Annotated in this window: 16 protein-coding genes and 1 pseudogene; 12 read left to right on the top strand and 5 right to left on the bottom strand. The window is 69.0% G+C overall.

The window, feature by feature from the left end; genetic code table 11:
* Nucleotides 1-67: 67 nt before the first annotated feature.
* Together AC06FE_RS10300 and AC06FE_RS10305 are read left to right on the top strand one after the other, a co-directional pair.
* Entirely contained in the window at nucleotides 68-991 is a 924-nt protein-coding gene (locus tag AC06FE_RS10300) for a M14 family metallopeptidase (protein ID WP_478072983.1), read from the top strand.
* A gap of 110 nt (nucleotides 992-1,101) precedes the next feature.
* The gene (locus AC06FE_RS10305; RefSeq protein ID WP_313255557.1) at nucleotides 1,102-1,854 is read left to right on the top strand and encodes a transporter; all 753 of its coding nucleotides are present in this window, start codon (nucleotides 1,102-1,104) and stop codon (nucleotides 1,852-1,854) included.
* Nucleotides 1,855-1,861: 7 nt separating this feature from the next.
* Here the strand turns inward: AC06FE_RS10305 and phaZ7 are convergent, their stop codons facing one another.
* A complete protein-coding gene (gene phaZ7 / locus AC06FE_RS10310; RefSeq protein ID WP_478072984.1) occupies nucleotides 1,862-2,998 on the bottom strand; it encodes an extracellular native short-chain-length polyhydroxyalkanoate depolymerase PhaZ7 in 1,137 nt (378 codons plus the stop codon).
* Nucleotides 2,999-3,108: 110 nt separating this feature from the next.
* A complete protein-coding gene (locus AC06FE_RS10315) occupies nucleotides 3,109-4,014 on the bottom strand; it encodes a LysR family transcriptional regulator ArgP (RefSeq protein ID WP_132864500.1) in 906 nt (301 codons plus the stop codon).
* 135 nt (nucleotides 4,015-4,149) lie between these two features.
* Between AC06FE_RS10315 and AC06FE_RS10320 the strand changes: the two genes are divergently transcribed.
* On the top strand, nucleotides 4,150-4,785 hold the full coding sequence (locus AC06FE_RS10320; RefSeq protein WP_132864499.1) for a LysE/ArgO family amino acid transporter: 636 nt from the start codon (nucleotides 4,150-4,152) through the stop codon (nucleotides 4,783-4,785).
* 66 nt (nucleotides 4,786-4,851) lie between these two features.
* Here AC06FE_RS10320 and AC06FE_RS10325 read toward each other — a convergent pair whose 3' ends face one another.
* Together AC06FE_RS10325 and AC06FE_RS10330 are read right to left on the bottom strand one after the other, a co-directional pair.
* Complete coding sequence (locus tag AC06FE_RS10325) at nucleotides 4,852-7,581, bottom strand: bifunctional diguanylate cyclase/phosphodiesterase (RefSeq protein WP_478072985.1); 2,730 nt, start codon at nucleotides 7,579-7,581, stop codon at nucleotides 4,852-4,854.
* Nucleotides 7,582-7,817: 236 nt separating this feature from the next.
* Nucleotides 7,818-8,600, bottom strand: a complete 783-nt coding sequence (locus tag AC06FE_RS10330; RefSeq protein WP_243694092.1) for a carboxylesterase family protein — start codon at nucleotides 8,598-8,600, stop codon at nucleotides 7,818-7,820.
* Between the two features lie 137 nt (nucleotides 8,601-8,737).
* On the opposite strand from AC06FE_RS10330, the gene AC06FE_RS10335 reads away from it, so the two are divergent.
* Both AC06FE_RS10335 and AC06FE_RS10340 read left to right on the top strand, forming a co-directional pair.
* A complete protein-coding gene (locus AC06FE_RS10335; RefSeq protein ID WP_478072986.1) occupies nucleotides 8,738-9,028 on the top strand; it encodes a hypothetical protein in 291 nt (96 codons plus the stop codon).
* Nucleotides 9,029-9,109: 81 nt separating this feature from the next.
* On the top strand, nucleotides 9,110-10,177 hold the full coding sequence (locus AC06FE_RS10340) for an HDOD domain-containing protein (RefSeq protein ID WP_478072987.1): 1,068 nt from the start codon (nucleotides 9,110-9,112) through the stop codon (nucleotides 10,175-10,177).
* A gap of 28 nt (nucleotides 10,178-10,205) precedes the next feature.
* Here AC06FE_RS10340 and AC06FE_RS10345 read toward each other — a convergent pair whose 3' ends face one another.
* The gene (locus AC06FE_RS10345; RefSeq protein WP_478072988.1) at nucleotides 10,206-11,783 is read right to left on the bottom strand and encodes a phospholipase D family protein; all 1,578 of its coding nucleotides are present in this window, start codon (nucleotides 11,781-11,783) and stop codon (nucleotides 10,206-10,208) included.
* A 123-nt stretch (nucleotides 11,784-11,906) separates the two neighbouring features.
* On the opposite strand from AC06FE_RS10345, the gene sstT reads away from it, so the two are divergent.
* The 7 genes and pseudogenes from sstT (at nucleotide 11,907) to AC06FE_RS10380 (ending at nucleotide 19,834) form a co-directional block, all read left to right on the top strand.
* On the top strand, nucleotides 11,907-13,115 hold the full coding sequence (sstT, locus tag AC06FE_RS10350) for a serine/threonine transporter SstT (protein WP_192286303.1): 1,209 nt from the start codon (nucleotides 11,907-11,909) through the stop codon (nucleotides 13,113-13,115).
* A gap of 11 nt (nucleotides 13,116-13,126) precedes the next feature.
* Nucleotides 13,127-13,843, top strand: coding sequence for an AzlC family ABC transporter permease (locus tag AC06FE_RS10355; RefSeq protein ID WP_478072989.1), 717 nt, complete (start codon nucleotides 13,127-13,129; stop codon nucleotides 13,841-13,843).
* Complete coding sequence (locus tag AC06FE_RS10360; RefSeq protein ID WP_478072990.1) at nucleotides 13,840-14,142, top strand: AzlD domain-containing protein; 303 nt, start codon at nucleotides 13,840-13,842, stop codon at nucleotides 14,140-14,142. Before AC06FE_RS10355 ends, AC06FE_RS10360 begins: the two co-directional genes overlap by 4 nt.
* Nucleotides 14,143-14,258: 116 nt before the next feature.
* On the top strand, nucleotides 14,259-15,383 hold the full coding sequence (locus tag AC06FE_RS10365; RefSeq protein ID WP_192286301.1) for a polyamine ABC transporter substrate-binding protein: 1,125 nt from the start codon (nucleotides 14,259-14,261) through the stop codon (nucleotides 15,381-15,383).
* Between the two features lie 286 nt (nucleotides 15,384-15,669).
* Nucleotides 15,670-16,758, top strand: a pseudogene (locus AC06FE_RS10370) (HlyD family secretion protein); the annotation flags it as partial.
* Nucleotides 16,755-18,302: an MDR family MFS transporter gene (locus tag AC06FE_RS10375; RefSeq protein WP_478072991.1), complete on the top strand. Its 1,548-nt coding sequence runs from the start codon at nucleotides 16,755-16,757 to the stop codon at nucleotides 18,300-18,302. The pseudogene AC06FE_RS10370 and the gene AC06FE_RS10375, both read left to right, overlap by 4 nt.
* Nucleotides 18,302-19,834 (top strand): efflux transporter outer membrane subunit, encoded by a 1,533-nt coding sequence (locus tag AC06FE_RS10380; RefSeq protein WP_478072992.1) that lies wholly within the window; start codon nucleotides 18,302-18,304, stop codon nucleotides 19,832-19,834. The genes AC06FE_RS10375 and AC06FE_RS10380 overlap by 1 nt, the downstream gene beginning before the upstream one ends.
* Nucleotides 19,835-19,932: the final 98 nt, after the last annotated feature.

Consider the following 19,932-nt stretch of genomic DNA (forward strand, 5'->3'; position numbering starts at 1 on the left):
CGTTCCTGCGCCGGTCGGCGGCGGGTGTACAGTGCGCGCCTGTCCGCAACATTTGATGAGGTCACGCATGAGCACTGATACCGCTTTCTATCCGGTGGGTACGCCCGGGCAGCCGTGGGGCGCGGCCGAGCGCGCGCAGTGGCTGGCGCGGCAGAAGGTGCAGCGCAGCCATGCCGAGGAAGTGGTGGCCAAGGTGGATGCCTTGCGTGATCGCTTCGATGTCTCGCAGTACGGCGAACTGGATTACCCCGGCGCGCGCTATCCGCTGCTGGCCGTGCGCAGTCCGGATTGGGACGACGCCTTGCCGGTGATGCTGGTGACCGGCGGCATCCATGGCTATGAAACCAGTGGCGTGCAGGGCGCGCTGCAGTTCCTGGACCAGCGTGCCTTCGACTATGCCGACAAATGCAACCTGCTGGTCGTGCCTTGCGTCAGCCCGTGGGGCTACGAGCGCATCCAGCGCTGGAACGCATTGGCGCTGGACCCGAACCGTTCGTTCGTGCCGAACAGCCCGGCGCCGGAGTCGGCGGCGTTGATGGCGCTGGTGGCACCGCTGAAGGGACGCGTGCTGATGCACATCGACCTGCACGAGACGACCGACACCGACGAGTCCGAGTTCCGTCCGGCGCTGGCGGCACGCGACGGCAAGCCGTTCGACCCTGGCGAAATCCCCGATGGCTTCTATCTGGTCGACGACAGCGAGAACCGGCAGCCGGCATTCCAGCAGGCGGTGATCGCCGAGGTGGAGAAAGTCACTCATATCGCACCGGCCGACGCGTACGGACAGATCATCGGCTCGCCGGTGGTGGCGCATGGCGTGATCGAATATCCGCTCAAGGCGCTGGGCCTGTGCGCCAGCGTCAGTGGCGCGCGCTGCACGACCACCACCGAGGTCTACCCGGACAGCCCGAAGGCGACCCCGCAGCAGTGCAACGATGCGCAGGTCGCAGCCGTGGTCGGCGCGCTGGACTACGCGCTGGCGCATCGCTGATCCGCACCGGGCGCCTGCCGCCCGGCATGCCCAAAGGCGGGCGTCCACGTGGCGGCGCGGGCCCACGGGCGTTCACGCCCTCACGCCGGCCGGGCAGGGACCATGCCGGCATGAAGACCCTCCTTGCGCTGCTTGTCCTGTCCCTGCTGGTCGCACCACGTGCGCACGCCGACGAGGTGCCCGCGTTCGACCGGCCGGGAATCGGTTTTTCCACGCGTACGCTCGGCAGGGGCGTGTTTGCCTGGGAGCAGGGCCTGCCGGACGCCAGCCGTGACCGCAGCGCGGGCACCACGACGACGACGTGGGCCGCGGCCACGCTGCTGCGCGCCGGCCTGTCCGATACGCTGGAACTGCAGCTGGGAGCGGACAGCTGGGGCCAGTCGCGCCGGCACGGCAGCGGCGGGCGCGTGCGGGAAAGCGGCGGCGGTGACGGAAGCGTAGCGTTGAAGTGGGCGCCGGCGTTGAGCGGGGAGCGGCTGTCGTTGGCGCTCAAGGCCGGCGCCACGCTGCCCTGGGGGCAGGCGCCGTTGGGCGGGGCCGGCCATGACTATGACCTGGGCGTGACCCTGGCATGGGCCATGCCGCGGGACGCCAGCCTGGCGCTGTACGCGGACCGGCAGTGGGGGGAGGACGGCAGTGGTTGGCTGCTGTCGCCCAGTTACGGCGTTGCCCTGCGCGAGGACCTGGGTGTCTATGTCGAAGCCGGGTACGGCACCGACGCGCAGTACATGCGTGCCGCCGGTGCCGGCGTGACCTGGATGGCCACGCCGCGCCTGCAGCTGGATGTCTCCTTCCTGCGCGGGCTAGACGCGCGCACGACGGACTGGCAGGGCGGCGTGGGGCTTTCCCTGGCCTTCGACTGAGGACGCCTCAGCGATTGACCGCCGGGCCGTGGACGTCCTTGTAGCCGGCGGCGCAGTCGGTGGTGCAGTCGGTGGTGAGCATGTTGCGGACGATCACGCCGCTGTTGTTCTTGGAACGGAAATGGCCGACGCCGTTGCTGGTGTCACCGCCGCCGAAGTTGTACGGACCACCGTCGCTCCAATCCCAGTCGAAGCTGTAGGCGCTGCTGCCGGCGCCGACGTCGACCTGCGCGTAGACGTTGGCGGCGCTGTTGAACAGCGCGCCGTCGCTGCAGCCTCCGCTGTAGCTGGTGGTGAAGCAGTGCACCTGGTCACGCAGGCCGGCGGTGATCGTGTAGAAGCGGATGCCGGTGTAGGTGGCCGGGAAGGTGCGCAGGCTGCCGCTGCCACTGCCGGTCCAGCGGTTGTAGCCGTAGTAGCTCACCCCGGTGCTCGGGTACAGGCCGAAGGTGTAGTAGTTGTACGGGAACACATAGGCTTCGGCATTGCAGGTCGGTGCCAGCGCCGACTGGTAGCCGGTGCTGCGGCAGGTCTGCAGGCCGCGCAGGCCACCGCCGATGTTGATGAAGCGACGCACGCTACCCTGGTAGCCGTGGTACTTGATGGTGGCCAGCATCATCGTGGCGCCGAGCGAATGGGTGACCACGTCGACCTGGCTCTTGCCGGTGTACGCCTTGACCTTGTCGATGAAGGTCTTGATGACCTGGTAGGTGGCCGGCGAGTGGTAGTTGTACTGCGGCGCGGCGCGTTCGCTGGCACTGAGGTAGGTCAGGCCGAACAGCTCGCAGTCGTTGTAGCCGGCGGCCTTGAGCTCGGCGTAGATCGAGCGCGGCGGGGTGGTGTAGCCGCTGACCGCGCCGGCCGGCATGTCGAAGCTGATCGCGCTGTCACCGTTGCCGGGGATGAACACCACCGGGGTGCGGGTGGCGGTGCAGCTGCCACCACCAAAGCCGCCCTGGCCGACGCCGGGGTTGAAGCCGCCGGCGTACTGGTTGGCGCTGCCGGTGCAGGTGTAGCCGTTGTTGCCGCCGCAATCCAGTGCGTGGGCCGTGCCGGGCAGCAGGGCGAGGGCGCCTGCCAGGGGCAGGCCAAGGGTGCCGAGGAAACAGGAGGCGAGGACAGGGGCGATGCGGATGGTCGACATGCGGCGGCTCCGGGCGGGTGGACCTGATGATCCGTGCAGCTTCCGCCCCTGCCCGGCGGGCGGGCAGTGTCCTTTGGGGAAACTTGCAGCGCAGCATCGCCCCGACGGGATCAGCGCCGCCGCCGCACCAGCATCGCCGAAGCCTGCAGGATGGCGCGGGTCAGCAGGGCCATGGTCCTGACCTCGCCCTTCCAGTGCTGCCAGTACAGCGGCACGTCCTCCCAGGCGCGGGCCTTGACGTAGACCAGGCGCCCGCTTTCCAGGTGGCGGCGCACCAGCGGCAGGGGGTTCATGGTCCAGCCGAGCCCGCCGAGGTTGGCGTGGACGAAGGCGCGGGTGGAGGGGATCCACCAGGTCGGTGCGTTCAACGGCTGCGCGATGCCCGCCAGGCGGCGCGCGTAGCGCGCCTGCAGGTCATCCTTGCGGTTGAACACCAGCACCGGGGCCAGCGCCAGCGATTGGGCATTGACGCCCTTGGCGAAGTAGCGGGCATGGAACTCGGGCGTGCAGGTGGCCGCGTAGCGGATGCTGCCCAGCTCGTGGATCTGGCAGCCCTGCACCGGCTCGGACAGGGTGGTCACCGCGCCCAGCACCGCGCCCTGGCGCAACAGGGCCACGGTGTGGTCCTGGTCCTCGGTATGCAGGTCCAGGGTGGTCGTGGTGGTCTGCGAGAAGGCCTGCACCGCCTCCGGGAACCAGGTCTCCATGCTGTCGTGGTTGACTGCCACCGGGATGCTGGCGCGCGGCAGTTCGGCGTCGGAGATGCCGATGCGCTCGAACGCGTCACGCTCCAGCAGCGCGGTCTGTTCGGCCAGCTGCACCAGTACCTGGCCTTCCAGCGTGGCCTCGGTGGGGATGCTGCGCTTGACCAGGAGTTTGCCGACGCGGTCCTCCAGCGCCTTGATCCGCTGGGAGATGGCCGAGGCGGTCACGTTCAGTGACAACGCCGCGCGCTCGAAGCTGCCTTCGCGGATCACCGCGGCCAGGGCGCGCAATTGGGAGTGGTCGATCCGCATTATTAAGTTCCGCTAAAGATGGTTAACGAAGTTTAGCTCTACTTTTCAATGCTGCGCTGCGACAATTGCGCCCGTCAGCCGCGGTGCGTGGGTTCCTCCCGCCGTGGCAATCCCCCAGAAGAAAGGCAGTCCCCCATGTTTTCCGTCATTTCCGCCCAAGCCGCAGGCAGTGCCTGGTTCAGCGGTGCCGGCATCGGCATCGGTCTGTTCGCCATCGTCGGCGCGCAGAGTGCGTTCATCCTGCGCCAGGGCATCATGCGCCAGCACGTCATTCCGATCATCGCGACCTGTTTCGCGATCGATGCGGTGTTCATCATGGCCAGCGTGGTCGGCCTGCGCCGCCTGACCGAGCAGATGCCGTGGTTGACCACGGTGCTGCTGTGGGGCGGCGTGGCGTTCCTGGGCTGGTATGCGTTGCAGTCGGCGCGCCGGGCGTTCTCCGGCGGTGGCGGCATGCAGCTGGACGACAATGCCGAGCAGTCGCTGCGCACGGCATTGCTCGCCGCGGCCGGCTTCTCGATCATCAACCCGCACTTCTGGCTGGACATGATGGTGATCGGCTCCATCGCCGACAACTTCGGCGAGTCGCGCATGGCCTTCGCCGCCGGCGTGGTCACCGCCAGCGGCGTGTGGCTGACCGCGCAGGGCCTGGGTGCCCGCCTGCTGGCACCGCTGTTCACCAAGCCGTCGACCTGGCGGGTGCTGGACGGCACCATCGCGGTGATCCTGAGCGTGCTGGCCCTGACCCTGGCCATCCGCGGCGTCAACTGAGCCGCGCGGTCCCGATCACATGCAGCGGCCCCCGTGCTCTGGCGCGGGGGCCGCTGCGTCCGGGGCTCAGTCGGTGGCCTGCCAGCGCTGGGGCCATTCACGCATGAAGGCGCGGATCTGTTCGACCGGCATGGGCCGTCCGAATACATAGCCCTGGCCCTCGGCGCAGTGCTCGTCCTTCAGCTGTGACAGCTGGGAGTGGGTTTCCACGCCTTCGATGGTGGCGGTGATGCCGAGCTTGCCGCACAGGTGCGAGACCGCGCCGATGATGGCGCTGCCCTGGCTGTGTTCGCCCAGGTCGCGGATGAAGGACTTGTCGATCTTGACCTTGTCGAACGGGAACGCGCGCAGGTAGCCCAGCGAGGAGTAGCCGGTGCCGAAGTCGTCCATGACGATGGAGACGCCGGCGACCTTCAACCGCAGCAGGTGCGACGAGGCCGCCTGGATGTTCGCGATCAGTGCGTTCTCGGTGATCTCCAGCTCCAGCCGCGCCGCGGCCAGGCCGGCGTCGGCCAATGCCTTCTCCACGGTATCGGCCAGGTCCGGCTGGGCCAGCTGCGACACCGAGAGGTTGACCGCCACCTTCATCTCGTCCGGCCAGTGTGCTGCGTCGCGCGTGGCCTGGCGCAGCACCCAGTCGCCCAGCGGGATCATCAGCCCGATGTCCTCGGCCAGGGCCAGGAACTGGCCCGGGTCCAGCAACCCGCGTTGCGGGTGGTTCCAGCGCAGCAGTGCCTCGAAACCGGTGACGCGGCGCTGCTGCAGGTCCACCAGCGGTTGGTAGTGCAGCACGAACTGCTGCTGCTCCAGGCCGGCCCGCAGCTCGGTTTCCAGCTGCCGCCGTAGCTGCATGCGGGTGTCCATCTCCGCCTCGAAGAAGCGGTAGCAACCGCGGCCTTCCTCCTTGGCGCGGTACAGCGCCAGGTCCGCGTTGCGCATCAGTTTTTCCGAACTGCCGGCAAGGTTGTCGATCAGCACGATGCCGATGCTGGCGCTGATGGCGATGGGATGTCCCTCCAGCTCGAACGGGCGGCCCAGGGCCTCCACCACGCGCGTGGCCAGTGACGCGGCCGCTTCCGGTGGCCGGCTTTCCGGTGCCATCAGGATCGCGAACTCGTCGCCGCCGAGGCGGGCGACGACGTCGTTGCTGCGCGCGCAACCGAGCAGGCGATGGGCGACTTCCTGCAGCAGGCGGTCGCCGGTGGGATGGCCCAGGGTGTCGTTGACCTCCTTGAAGCGGTCCAGGTCGAGCAGCAGCAGGGCGCTGTGGCGACCGCGGCGGGCATCGGCCAGCGCGTGCTCGAGTTTTTCGAACAGCACCGTGCGGTTGGGCAGGGAGGTCAGCGGGTCGTGCTGGGCCAGGTAGGCGATGCGCGCCTGCGCCTGGCGGCGGGCGTCCACGTCTTCCAGCACGCCGGCCCAGCCGGACTGCTCCGGCCCGACCCGTGCGCCGCGTGCGCGCAGCCAGCGCCACTTGCCATACAGGTCGAGCACGCGGAACTCCACGTCCAGCGGGGTGCCGGCGGTGAAGCTCTGCTCCAGCGCGATCTCGATCGGGGCCAGGTCCTCCTCGTTGACCCGGCGCAGCCAGCCCTTGCCCAGGGCGTCCTGCTCCGGCAGGCCGGTGAGCTCGCGCCAACCGGTGACCGAACGGACCTGGCCGTTGCGGTCCGATTCCCACAGCACCAGGGCGCCAGCCTCGGCGACGGCGCGGTAGCGTTGCTCGCTGACCTTCAGGTCACGTGCAAGCGCACGGGCCTCGTCGGCGCTGCGCTTGAGCGCATCCACGCTGTCATTGAGGCTGGTCTGCAGGCTCTGCACTTCGGTGATGCGCGAGGTGGGGGGATCGGCCGGGGTGCCCTCGCTGGAGGCGATGTTGCGCCCGCGCTGGGCCAGGGCGCGGATCGGCAACAGGATGCTGCGCGCAATGGCGCGCGCCGAGAACAGCGCGATGATGGCCGCCAGCAGGCCGCCGAGGATGACGCCCAGCAGGGGGCGCTGCCAGCGCGCCTGGAAGCTGCTCTGCGGCTCGCCGACCACCAGGGCCCAGCCCGGCGCGGCATGCAGCTTGTGGAAGGCCAGCACGGTGCCCTTGCCTTCCTTGGTGGTGGCCTCGAACACTCCGGCGTTGCCGCCGTTGAGCTGCAGCTTGTACCAGTCCGGCGCCGGTTGGCCGATGAAGCGCTCGGGGTTGCGCGAGCGCGCGGCGATCATGCCGTTGCTGTCCACCACCGCCACCAGCAGGCTGGCCTCGTCGGCCGAATGCAGGATCGTGTTGATCAGGCGGTTGGACGGCTGCACCAGCGCGATCACCTGCGGTTGACCGGCGCTGTCGGTGAAGGGCAGGGCGATGGCCACTTCCGGCGGCGCGCCGGTGATGTCGGAGAACAGGTTGGAGACCTGTGCCTGGCCGGTCCGGCGCGCATCGCGCAGCACCGGCGTCGGCAGGGACTGCGCTTCGTCACTGCCGTCGCGCACCAGCCGGACCTCGGCGTTGTTGCCGGACCAGGCCTGCAGCCCGGGGCTGGCCGGGTCGCCGTGCGGTGCAAGCACGGCAAGCAGGTGCAGCTGGTTGATGTTCTCGCGGATGCCCTGATCCACGCCGCGTGCCAAGGCGACGGCTGTTTCCTGCAGACGTTGCTCGGAATTGCGCCGGTAGTCGCGGGCGGTCAGGACGATGGCGATGACGCCGATCACCAGCAGTGGCAGCAGCGCCGCCGCGATCAGCCAGTGCAGCCGCGAGTACAGGCTGCGCGTGCGCGGCGGCGGGGATTGAGCGGTGGACGGGCGGGTCACCAAACCTGTGTCTCCGGATTCCTTTCATGGGTACGCACCGCCGCCGGGTGTCGTATCCCGTTGGCAGTGGGCAAGCGGCCCCTTGCGTGGCTGTTATGGCACGAAGGGGGTACGCGCGGAAGGTGCTTCAGGGTGCGCGGGGCGGTGAAGCGTGGGGAATGATCGGGTCAGCGATGTGACTTGTGCGTGGCAGCTACTATTCACAGTGAAGTACATCACGTTATTGGTGGCGGCCGCTATTCGGTGCGCTGTTGGGCAAACAGCCATTGCCACATCGCCGGGTTGCGGTAGGTGGGATCCCAGGCGTTGTGGTTGGTGTCCGGATACTCGGTGTAACGGAAGCCCGCACCCAACTGCTCGCTGGCGGCGTGGATGGCGCGGTCGTCGTGGGTGGGGACCAGGTCATCGCGTGCGCCATGGAAACTCCAGACCGGCACGCCACGCAGGCGGGTCACGGTGGCGACGTAGGGATCGGCTTCAGCGGCGACCTGGTCGACCAGCAGGCCCGGGCGCGCCTGGCGCGGTGCACGCAGCGCGCCACAGATCGGCACCACGGCGGCGAAGTGGGTGGGCCGGGTCAAGGCCAGCTCCCAGCTGCCATAGCCCCCCATCGACATGCCGGTCAGGTAGATGCGGCGTGGATCGGCCTGGAACTCGTTGCCGGCCGCATCCAGCACGGCCAGCGCCATGCGTGCGTTGCGGTCACGCCATTCCTCGCCCTCGGGAACCTGCGGGAACACCGCCAACGCGGGGAAGCTGTCGCGGTTTTCCTTCAGCCATGGCCCGAGCCCGGCCAGGGTGGGCTTGACGCCGTCATCGCCGCGCTCGCCGGAGCCATGCAGGAACAGCACCAGGGGGCGTTTGCCAGGGCTGGCCGCGCGGGCGGGAACGAACACCTGATAGCGGAACGTGCGGCCTTCGAACTGCAGCTGGCGGTCGACGAAATGACCGTGGTCGGGCGCGCTGGCCACGGGCTGGCTGCTGCAGCCGGCGAGCATCGACAGCAATGAGGCGATCATCAGGAAACGACGCACGGGACGGTCCTCCGTTGGACACGGGCGGCGCGGGCGGCGCGCCGCGGGGGGCGGCAGGCAGTGTGTCAGAATCGCTGTTCATGGTCGTCAACCGGCGGTCATCCAACGGGAGCGGACCTGTGATGAAGAATGCCTGGGGCCTGGTGCTGGTATTGCTGCTGTCGGCCTGCGGCGCGGGCCTGGATGGCACCTATGCCGACGCGTTGGGCATGGCCACCTATACCTTCGGCCGCGACGGCAAGGTCGCCATCAAGGTCATGGGCCAGTCGCAGGAAACCACTTACGTCCGCGACAAGGACACCCTCAGGATCACGGTGCCCGGGCAGCCGGACGCAACGCTGGAGTTGGTCGTCAACGCGGACGGTTCGTTGCAGGGGCCGATGGGCATGCGACTGGCGAAGGTCGAGGACTGAGCGGTGCCGGTACGGTTAAAGATGCAACGCCTGCCGCCGATGTAGCAGGCAGTCCTCCGTTCGAGTCCGCTGCCTGCATCCATGGCGATCCTATCTGCACTGCTTGCCGCCCTCGTGGTCGGAGCCATCGCCTGGTTCTGGCAGCACGGCCACGCCGGGCCGCAGGTGGCCAGGCGTTCGCCACAGATGCCTTCACCGCCACGCGTGCCGGCCGACGAAGAACCGGTGGACGTCATGCCGCAGGTGGCCCCCGGCGACCTGCAGCGGCGCTTCCTGCTACATGCGCTGGCGGTGCCGGACGCATCGGCCGATGCGCTGCGCGTGCAGCGTTCGGTGATCGATGACGTGGCCGCGGCACTGACCCGCGCGGACCTGTCCTCGCGCTACACGCCGCGCCGTCCCAACCTGCTGCCGCAGCTGATCCAGAGCGTCAACGACAGCGCCGCCTCGTCGCGTTCGATCGCGCGCATCATCGGCAGTGACGCGGTGCTGGCCGCCACCCTGCTGCGCATCGCCAACAGCCCGCTGTACCGCCTGCAGCAACAGGACGTGCAGAGCATCGAGCGGGCGGTGACGCTGATCGGCAACGACGGCATCCGCCAGATCATCTCCGCCGCGCTGGTGCAGCCGGTGATGGAGTCGGCGCGCGGCGTGGATGCGCTGTTCGCGCAGCAGTTGTGGGAATACACGTTGCGGCTGTCGCTGGCCGCGGCCGACCACGCACGCAGCGTCGAGCGCGAGGACGGCTTTGCCGCGCAGTTGGCCGGCCTGCTGCTGGGCCTGAGCGCGTCGATGGTGATGCAGGCTGCGGCCGACGTGCTGTTGCAGCCCCCGCTGCGGTCCCGTGAGCCGGGTACGTTGATGGCCCTGCTGGAGCGCTGCACCGCGCCGACCGCGGTGCGTATTGCCCGTCACTGGAAGCTGGCCGATCCCATCATCAGGGCCTTGCAGGAGGTCGATGCCGAGGCGCCGCAGGGGCTGGCGCGTTCGCTGCAGACCGGGCAGCTGGCCGCCAGCGCGGCGATGCTGCATGCCGGTGGGCGGATGAGCGAGGACGAGGCAGTCGCGACCCTGTCCACGCAGCTGCCCGGGCACGTGGCGAGCTGGCTGTGGAAGCGGGTCAGCCGTGAAGAGCCCGAGCTGGGCTGAGGCCCAGGCGCATCCCGGCCGGCGGCAGTCAGAGCTGTGATTCCAGCGGCAACCAGCTGATCACCCGGGTGGTCGCGCGCTGCATCCAGGTGGTATCCGGTTCGGTGCGCAGGGCGATGGCCGGGGCGTGGGTGCGGTCGAGCCAGCGCAGTTCATGGTCGCGGTCGAGGTAGACCCAGTAGCTCAGCTCCGGGCCCGCCAGGCGCAGGTATTCCTGGCGCAGGCGCGCGGCCAGCACCGGGTCGTCGAACAGGACGCCCATCTCGGTGTTGAGGTAGGCCGAGCGTGGGTCCAGGTTGAACGAGCCGACGAAGCCGCGACGGTCGTCGACCACGAAGGCCTTGGTGTGCAGGCTGGCGCCGCTGCTGCCGAAGGTGCTGGCCTTCTCCGGGTGGCCGTGCGACTTGAGTTCATGCAGCTGCACGCCGCCGGCGACCAGCGGCCGCCGGTAATGCATGTAGCCGCTGTGGACGGCGGCCACGTCGTTGGCGGCCAGCGAGTTGGTGACCACGCCGACCTGCACGCCGTCCTGGACCTGGCGTACCAGCGCCTTGGTGCCCGCCGCGCCGGGCACGAAATAGGGCGAGATCAGCAATGACTTGTGGCGTGCGCCGAGCAGCACCTCGGCCAGCCGCGTCACCAGCCAGTCGGAGCGATCGGCGTTGCCACGCTTGCGTGGCGGATCGGAACGGACATGGATGTCCGCGGTCCAGTGCAGGGCGAGGCGTTCGCTCAGGTAGGCGTCGTCGAAGCGCGCGCGGACGCGCTGCAGGTAGGGCAGGGCCTCCTGCTGACGGGCATCCCGTTCGGCCTGGGTGATGAAGTTGCCCAGCTGCTGGTCGGTGCTGAACTGCAGCGCGGCGATCGGCACCACCGCGTCACTGTTCCAGAACTGGTCGAACACAGTACTGGCGTCGGCCGCCACCGGGCCGGCCAGCAGCAGGTCCAGGTCACGGAAGTTCACGTCCGGCCGCGCGTCGAAATATTCCTCGCCGATGTTGCGGCCACCGACGATGGCGACCCGGCCATCGGCGATCCAGGCCTTGTTGTGCATGCGGTGGTTGATGCTGAAGGCGCGTTGCACCATTTCCAGCAGGCGCCACAGGCCATCGCGGTTGCGGAACGGGTTGTACAGGCGGATCTCGATGTTGGGGTGCTTGTCCAGCGCCATCATCTGCGGGTCCAGGCCCTGGGTGTTCATGTCGTCCAGCAGCAGGCGGACCCGCACGCCGCGCTCGGCGGCCTGGTACACATCGTGGGCAAGCAGGTGGCCGACCATGTCGTCGTGCCACATGTAGTACTGCAGGTCGAGGCTGCGCCCGGCCTGGCGGGTGATGATCGACCGCGCGGCGTAGGCCTCCAGCCCCTCGGACAGGTAGATCGCACCGCTCTGGCCCGGATGTTCGGCCAGCACCGGCACCAGTGCGCGGTCGATCAGGGTCTGCTGCTCCTGCAGCGGCAGGGTATGCGAGGGCGCGCCGATGGCCTTGGGAGTCAGGCGGTCGCCCAGCAGCAGGCCACTGATGAACAACACCAGCAGCGCCGTCAGGACAATGCCCAGCAGGCGCAGCAGCCGCCAGCGGCGGGGAGGGGTCTTGGATTCCATGCGCGAATCCTAGCCGGATCGGGGTGTGGGGTCAGTGCAAGGCGGCATCCATGACGTTCCGCCGGTGCCGGCGATGGCCCGCTTGGGTCAGAATCGGCGTTTACCTCGCCGTTGAGTCCTGCAATGACCGCACCTGCTTTTCCGTCCCGCGCGCCCAGCCTGGTGCTGCAGATCTTCATCGGCCTGCTGCTGGGCATCGCGCTGGCGCTGGCCTGGCCGGAAGCGGGCAAGGCGGTGGGCCTGCTCGGCACGGTGTTCATCTCCGCGCTGAAAGCGGTGGCGCCGGTGCTGGTGCTGGTGCTGGTCGCCGCTTCCATCGCCAACCACCAGCACGGCCAGAAGACCCACCTGCGCGCGATCCTGATGCTCTACGTCGTCGGCACCCTGGTGGCCGCGCTGGTGGGCGTGGGGGCCAGCTTCCTGTTCCCCAGCCAGCTGACGCTCAAGGATGTCGCCGCGGCCGGCGGCAGCGCGCCGAGCGGCATCGGCGAGGTGCTGCATACCTTGCTGATGCAGGTCGTCGACAACCCGGTCAATGCCCTGTTGCACGCCAACTACATCGGGCTGCTGGCGTGGGCGGTCGGCCTGGGCCTGGCGCTGCGCCATGCCAGTCCCGCCACCCGCGGCGTGGTCAGCGACCTGTCCGCGGCGATCACCTGGCTGGTGCGCATGGTCATCCGGCTGGCGCCGCTGGGCGTGTTCGGCATCGTGGCTTCGGTCCTGGCCGAGTCCGGCCTGGACGCGCTGAAGGAGTACATCCACCTGCTGTGCGTGCTGGTCGGCGCGATGCTGTTCATGGCCTTCGTCGGCAACCCGCTGATCGCGGCGGTGGTGATGCGCCGCAATCCATATCCGCTGGTGCTGCGCTGCCTGCGCGAAAGCGGCGTCACGGCGTTCTTCACCCGTTCCTCGGCGGCCAACATCCCGGTCAACATGGAGTTGTGCCGCAAGCTGGGCCTGCATGAGGAGACTTACTCGGTGGCCATTCCGCTGGGCGCGACCATCAACATGGCCGGCGCGGCGATCACGATTTCGGTGCTGACGCTGGCGGCGGTGCATACGCAGGGGATCCCGGTGGATCTGCCGACCGCGCTGCTGCTGTGCGTGATTGCCGCCGTCGGTGCCTGCGGTGCATCGGGCGTGCCGGGTGGCTCGCTGCTGCTGATCCCGCTGGCATGCAGCCTGTTCAACATCCCCAACGACGTGGCGATGCAGGTCGTGGGCGTGGGCTTCGTGGTCGGCGTGGTGCAGGACTCGGCCGAAACCGCGCTCAACTCGTCCACCGACGTGGTGTTCGTGGCCGCCGCCGAACACGCGCGGGCGCGCGGCTGAGGACGCGGCCGGTGCGTTTCACGCCCGCGGTGCGCATTGGCCTGTCGATCGCGCTGGCCACCGGCCTGTATGGCATCTCCTTCGGGGCGCTGGCAGTGGCCTCGGGGTTCAGCGTGCTGCAGACCGCGTTGCTGAGCCTGCTGATGTTCACCGGCGGCTCGCAGTTCGCCTTCATCGGCGTGGTCGGCGCGGGCGGCACGGGGGCAGCGGCGTTCGGTGCATCGAGCCTGCTCGGTGTCCGCAATGCCGTGTATGGCGCGCAGATCAACCGCCTGCTGCGGCCACGCCGGTGGTGGCGGCCGCTGGCCGCACAGCTGACCATCGACGAATCGGCCGCGACCGCGGCCAGCCAGCAGGACCCGGCCGAGCAACGGTGCGGGTTCTGGGTGGCCGGCCTTGGCGTCTACGTGCTGTGGAACCTGTTCACCCTGGTGGGCGCACTGCTCGGCGATGCAATGGGCGACCCGCGCCGCTGGGGCTTGGATGGTGCCGCGGTGGCGGCGTTCCTGGGCCTGCTGTGGCCGCGGCTGCGCTCGCGTGAGCCGGTCGCCATCGCGGTGGCATGCGCGCTGGTGACGGTGTTGGCGCTGCCGTGGCTGCCGCCCGGCGTGCCGATCCTGCTGGCCGCGGCGGTCGCGGCCATCTGGGGCTGGTTCGGCCAAGGGCCGGCGGAGGAGGGGCTGGAGCCGGACGTGGCACCGCCGTCCGGCGGGGAGGCGCCACGATGAGCCTGTGGGGATGGCTGCTGCTGGGGTGCGGGGTAGCCTGGGCGACCAAGTTCGCCGGTTACCTGGTGCCGGTGCGCTGGCTGGAATCGCCGCGCATGAATCGCGTGGCGGGCAGCTTGACCATCGGCCTGCTGGCCTCGCTCACCGCGATGAACGCCGTCTCCAGCGGGCAGGGCATCGCCCTGGACGCACGCCTGGGGGCGCTGCTGGTGGCCGCGGTGGCGTTGGCGTTGCGGCTGCCTTTCCTGGCGGTGGTGGTGCTGGGCGCGGCCGCCGCCGCGCTGATCCGGTTGTTCTGAGGCCGTCCAGGGCCTTGGCGGCCCGACAGATGCGCGATGCCGTCCGCAAGTGGGACAATGCGCCACGCGCCGGCCACGCCGGTTCCCCCCGCTCCCGGATCACCACTGGAGAATCCATGAATCTGCGCATCCTGACCGTTGGTGTCGCCATCTCCCTGCTCGCCGCCTGCGGTGGCAAGCAAGAGGGCGCCAAGACGCCGGAAGGCGGCGAGGCCAAGGTCCTCAACGTCTACAACTACTCCGACTACATCGCCGAGGACACCATCCCGAACTTCGAGAAGGCGACCGGCGTGAAGGTCACCTACGACGTGTTCGACAGCGATGAGATGGTCGAGACCAAGCTGCTGACCGGCAACAGCGGTTACGACATCGTGGTGCCGACCCTGAACTTCTTCGGTCGCCAGATCCAGGCCGGCGTGTTCCTGCCGCTGGACAAGAGCAAGATCCCGAACCTGGCCAACCTCGACCCGGCGGTGATGCAGCGCATCGCCGGCCAGGACCCGGAGAACAAGTTCGGCGTGCCGTACATGATGGGCACCACCGGCATCGGCTACAACGTGGCCAAGCTCAAGGAACGCTTCGGTGGCAGCACCGAGGTGGCCAACAGCTGGGACCTGATCTTCAAGCCGGAGAACATCTCCAAGATGAAGGACTGCGGCGTGACGCTGCTGGACACGCCGGCCGACCTGATCCCGATCGCGCTGCATTACCTGGGCGAAGACCCGCACAGCGCCGACCCGGCGGTGATCCAGAAGGCCGCCGACCTGCTCAAGTCGATCCGCCCGTACGTGCAGAATTTCCATTCCTCGCAGCTGGTCGGTGCGCTGGCCAATGGCAGCACCTGCCTGGTGGTGGGCTGGTCCGGTGACATCATCCAGGCCCGCGACCGCGCCGAGGAAGCCAAGAACGGCGTGGAAGTGGCCTACTCGATTCCGAAGGAAGGTGCCCCGCAGTGGTTCGACATGCTGGCCATCCCGAAGGACGCCCAGCACCCGGAAAACGCCTACGCCTTCATCAACTACCTGCTCGAGCCGCAGGTGGCCGCCAACAACACCAACGTGACCCACTACGCCAACCCGGTGAAGTCGGCCACGCCGCTGGTGGATCCGGCCATCCGTGACGACAAGACCATCTACCCGCCGGAAGACGTGGCGGCCAAGATGTTCACCTACGCGATCAACACGCCGGACACGGACAAGCTGTACACCCGTCTGTGGACCGAGATCAAAACCGGCCGTTGATGCATCCGGAGGCAGCGCGGCCGTCCCCGGCATCGACGGCGGGGACGCGCTGAAGGCATCCATGCCGATGCCCCGGATCTGGACCAAAGCCTCCCCGGCGCTGCCGGGGAGGCTTTTTTCATGGGTTTTCCGCAGGATTTCACTTGACGTCCCGCACCGCTCCCGTACTGTCACGTACGTGATCGCCTGAATGCGATCCGGCCTATCGGATGACAGCCGCGACGAGACCATGAGCGAAGAGCCCCAAGCCCCCTCCGCGTCCTCGAACGACGCACCGCAGGCGCAGGACAAACCCTCGCCCTTGAAGAACCCCAAGGTACGCTGGACGTTGACCGGCATCGGCCTGCTGGTGCTGGTCGCATTGCTCGCATGGCTGGCGTACTACCTGACCACCGGCAGGTACCTGCAGCGGACCAACAACGCCTACCTGCAGGCCGATGCGGTGGCGGTCGCGCCGCGCATCAACGGCTACCTCACCGAAGTGCTGGTGCAGGACAACCAATGGGTGAAGGCCGGTGCGCCGCTGGTGAAGATCGACCCGCGCACCTACCGCGCCACGCTGGACCAGGCCGAAGCCGTGATCGCCGTGCGCGAGGCCGACATCGCCGCCGCCAGCGCCGGGGTGGAAGGCAACCAGTCGCAACTGCTGCAGGCACGCACCCAGCTGCGCGCCGCCGAGGCCACGCTGCGCTTCGCACGCGCCGAAGTGGCGCGCTTCGGCCCGCTGGCGGCGTCCGGCGCCGACACCCATGAGCACCTGGAGAGCGTCAAGCACGACCTGGAACGGGCGCAGGCCCAGTACGATGCGGCGCGCGCGCAGATCAGCGGGGCCGAAAGCCAGCTGCAGGCCGGCCAGGCGCAACTGGCCCAGGCGCGCGCGGGGCTGAAGCAGGCCCAGGCCGATGCCGCGCAGGCCGAGGTGGCCTTCGAGGACACCGTGCTGAGCGCGCGCATCGACGGGCGGATCGGCAACAAGACCGCGCAGGTGGGCCAGTTCGTCGGTGCCGGTACGCGGCTGATGACGGTGGTGCCGCTGCAGTCGCTGTACCTGTCGGCCAACTTCAAGGAAACCCAGCTGGGGCGGATGCGACCGGGCCAGCCGGCGCGGATCGAGGTGGATGCGCTGCCGGGCACGACGCTGCACGGCACCGTGGAAAGCATCTCGCCGGGCACCGGCTCGCAGTTCGCGCTGCTGCCGCCGCAGAACGCCACCGGCAACTTCACCAAGGTGGTGCAGCGCATCCCGGTGCGGATCCGGATCGAGGTCGATGCACGGACTCGCACGATCCTGGTGCCCGGCATGTCGGTAGAGGTCACCGTGGACACGCGTGAGGACAGCGCCAACACGCCGTCCGGGGACGCCACAGCGCGATGAGCACCACCGCCGCCAGCGCGGTGCCACAGAAGGCCGATGCCAGCGCCTGGCTGGCGGTGGCCGCCGGCACCATCGGCTCGTTCATGGCGACGCTGGACATCTCCATCGTCAACGCCGCGCTGCCGACCATCCAGGGCGAGGTCGGCGCCAGTGGCACCGAGGGCACGTGGATCTCGACCTCGTTCCTGGTCTCGGAGATCGTGATGATCCCGCTGACCGGCTGGTTCGTGCGCACGCTGGGCCTGCGCACCTTCCTGCTGATCTGCGCCTCGCTGTTCACCGCGTTCTCGGTGATGTGCGGCCTGTCGAGCACGCTGGACATGATGATCCTCGGGCGCATCGGCCAGGGCTTCACCGGCGGCGCGCTGATTCCCACCGCCTTGACCATCGTGGCCACGCGGCTGCCACCGGCACAGCAGACGCTGGGCACGGCGCTGTTCGGCATGACCGTGATCCTGGGACCGATCATCGGCCCGTTGCTGGGCGGCTGGCTGACCGAGAACGTCAGCTGGCATTACGCCTTCTTCATCAACGTGCCGATCTGCGCCGGACTGATCGCGCTGCTGCTGCTCGGCCTGCCGCACGAGACGTCGAACTGGGGTGGCCTGCTGCGCGCGGACTGGCTGGGCATCCTCGGCATGACCGCCGGCCTGGGCGCGTTGACCGTGGTGCTGGAGGACGGCCAGCGCGAGCGCTGGTTCGAATCGGAGTTCATCCTGATCCTGAGCCTGGTCTCGCTGGTGGGCTTCGCGCTGCTGGCGTTGTCGCAGTTCCTCAGCGACGAGCCGGTGATCCGACTGCGGATCCTGTTCCAGCGCAGCTTCGGCGCGGTGTTCGTGATGGTCGGCGCGGTCGGCATGATCCTGTTCGGGGTGATGTACATGATCCCGCAGTTCCTGGCGGTGATCGCCGGCTACAACACCGAGCAGGCCGGCTACGTGCTGCTGCTGGGCGGCGTGCCGACGGTACTGCTGATGCCATTCATGCCGAAGATGCTGGAGACCATCGATGTGCGGGTGATGGTGATGGGCGGCATGCTGTGCTTCGCCGCGGCATGCTTCATCAACCTCGGGTTGACCGCGGACAGCGTGGGCATGCATTTCGTCATCGGCCAGTTGCTGCAGGGCTGTGGGCTGGCGCTGGCGATGATGGCGCTGAACCAGGCCGCGATCACCTCGGTGCCGCGCGCGCTGGCCTCCGATGCCTCGGGCTTGTTCAACGCGGCGCGCAACCTGGGCGGCTCGATCGGCCTGGCCATCATCTCCACCTTCCAGGAGCGGCGCGTCAGTTTCCATATCGATGCCATCGGCAGCGCCACCACGGCCAACTCGCCGCTGGCGCAGGACTACCTGCAGGCCCTGGGCGGACAGACGGGCGATGCGACGCAGGCCGCCGCGCTGCTGGTACAACAGGTACAGCAGCAGGCGCTGGTGATGGCCTACAACGACCTGTTCTGGATCTTCGGCATCATCGTGGTGGCGACGCTGCCGCTGGTGTTCCTGCTCAAGCCCCTGCCCAAGGGCGTTCCTCTGGCGATGCACTGATGGCACGACACGTTTCCCGTTCCCTGTTGCCGATCTCCCTCGGCCTGGCCCTGCCGCTGACGCTGGCCGGCTGCATGCTCGGCCCCGACCATGTGCGCCCCGAGGTCGCCCGGGGCGCCGTCGCCCAGCCGGCCCTGCCGCGCGCTGCCGATGCCGGGGTGATGCCGGCCACGCCCCCCAGCCAATGGTGGCGGCAGCTCGACGACCCGTTGCTGGACCAGTTGATCGACGATGCCTTGCGCAACAGTCCGAACCTGCGTGCCGCGCAGGCCAGGCTGCTGGCCTCGCGTGGCCTGCAACGGCAGCGCCGGGCCGAACAGCTGCCCAGCGTCGGCGCGGTGGCCGGCTACACCCGCATCAACCCGCCCGACGTGCTGGTGGACGACGTGCGCCAGGTTGGTGAATCCGCCGCGCGCGTGGCCGAGAGCAATGGCCGTCCCCAGGAGGCGGCGCAGCTGCGCGATGAGTTCTCGAGGATCGACCTGGATACCAGCCTGTACATCGCCGGCGTCGATGCGAGCTGGGAGCTGGACCTGTTCGGCCGCAAGCGCCGTGCCGCGCAGGAAGCGGCGGCCAGGGCCGATGCCGACGCCGCGGCGCTGGCCGATGCGCAGGTGCAGCTGGCCGCGGAAGTGGCCCAGGTCTACCTAGGCTACCGCGGCAGCCGCCAGCGCATCGCGCTGGCCGAGCACAACGCCACGGCGGCGGCCGACGCATTGGCCCTGACCCGGCAGCGCCGCGCGCGCGGCGTGGATTCGGACCTGCACGTGGAGCGTGCCAGCGTGCAGCTGGAGCAGCAGCAGGCCCAGCTGGCGCCACTGCGTGCGCAGGCCACCGAAGCGCGCGACCAGTTGGCATTGATGACCGGCCGTGAGCCGGGCGCGCTGGACGCCACGCTGGCCGAGGATCGGCCGATGCCGTCGTTGCCGGCGGAGGTGAAGGTGGACGATGCGGCGGCGCTGATCCGGCGCCGGCCGGACATCCGCAAGGCCGAAGGCGAGCTGGCGGCAGCTTCGGCGCAGATCGGCCAGGCCCTGTCGGCGTACTTCCCGCAGGTGAACCTGCTGGGCACGATCGGCATGGGGGCGTCATCGCTGTCGGATTTCAACAGTGACTCGGCCGCGAGCGTGGTGATGCCGTTCCTGCGCTGGTCGGTGTTCGATTTCGGCGTGAACAAGGCCCGCGTGGCACAGGCCCGTGCCGGTCACCAGGCCCGCCTGGCCGCCTACGAGGGCACGGTGCTGGCGGCCCTGCAGGATGCCAACAGCGCCTTGACCCGTTTCGGCGCGGCCCGCGAGCAACTGCTCAAGGCCCGCAACGCCGAGGCCTCGGCCACCCGCTCGGCGGCGTTGATGGCCCAGCGCCGCCAGGCCGGCGCCTCCTCGCAGATCGACCTGCTCGACGTGCAGCGCCAGCAGTTGAGCGCGCAGGACGGCCTGGCCCAGGCCCAGTTGCAGCTGCTGGTGCGCTACGTGGCGCTGCAGAAGAGCCTGGGCCTGGGATGGGAGCAGGCCCCCGAGCCGCGCAGCTGAGGGCGGCTTTTGAAGCGCAAGGCCCCGTTGCAACGCCCTCCCGGCGCGCGGAGCGCTCGCCCGGCCCCGGGGGGCGACCGGTAAGGTCCGCCCGGCGC

The organism is Stenotrophomonas sp. Steno-C18 (assembly GCF_056393195.1).

Coding starts and splice junctions, on each gene's coding strand:
- phaZ7 (WP_478072984.1), bottom strand. CDS start 2,998: ATGTCGACCATCCGCATCGCCCCTGTCCTCGCCTCCTGTTTCCTCGGC.
- AC06FE_RS10340 (WP_478072987.1), top strand. CDS start 9,110: ATGGCGATCCTATCTGCACTGCTTGCCGCCCTCGTGGTCGGAGCCATC.
- AC06FE_RS10365 (WP_192286301.1), top strand. CDS start 14,259: ATGAATCTGCGCATCCTGACCGTTGGTGTCGCCATCTCCCTGCTCGCC.
- AC06FE_RS10375 (WP_478072991.1), top strand. CDS start 16,755: ATGAGCACCACCGCCGCCAGCGCGGTGCCACAGAAGGCCGATGCCAGC.
- AC06FE_RS10335 (WP_478072986.1), top strand. CDS start 8,738: ATGAAGAATGCCTGGGGCCTGGTGCTGGTATTGCTGCTGTCGGCCTGC.
- AC06FE_RS10345 (WP_478072988.1), bottom strand. CDS start 11,783: ATGGAATCCAAGACCCCTCCCCGCCGCTGGCGGCTGCTGCGCCTGCTG.
- sstT (WP_192286303.1), top strand. CDS start 11,907: ATGACCGCACCTGCTTTTCCGTCCCGCGCGCCCAGCCTGGTGCTGCAG.
- AC06FE_RS10360 (WP_478072990.1), top strand. CDS start 13,840: ATGAGCCTGTGGGGATGGCTGCTGCTGGGGTGCGGGGTAGCCTGGGCG.
- AC06FE_RS10300 (WP_478072983.1), top strand. CDS start 68: ATGAGCACTGATACCGCTTTCTATCCGGTGGGTACGCCCGGGCAGCCG.
- AC06FE_RS10305 (WP_313255557.1), top strand. CDS start 1,102: ATGAAGACCCTCCTTGCGCTGCTTGTCCTGTCCCTGCTGGTCGCACCA.
- AC06FE_RS10320 (WP_132864499.1), top strand. CDS start 4,150: ATGTTTTCCGTCATTTCCGCCCAAGCCGCAGGCAGTGCCTGGTTCAGC.
- AC06FE_RS10380 (WP_478072992.1), top strand. CDS start 18,302: ATGGCACGACACGTTTCCCGTTCCCTGTTGCCGATCTCCCTCGGCCTG.
- AC06FE_RS10315 (WP_132864500.1), bottom strand. CDS start 4,014: ATGCGGATCGACCACTCCCAATTGCGCGCCCTGGCCGCGGTGATCCGC.
- AC06FE_RS10330 (WP_243694092.1), bottom strand. CDS start 8,600: ATGATCGCCTCATTGCTGTCGATGCTCGCCGGCTGCAGCAGCCAGCCC.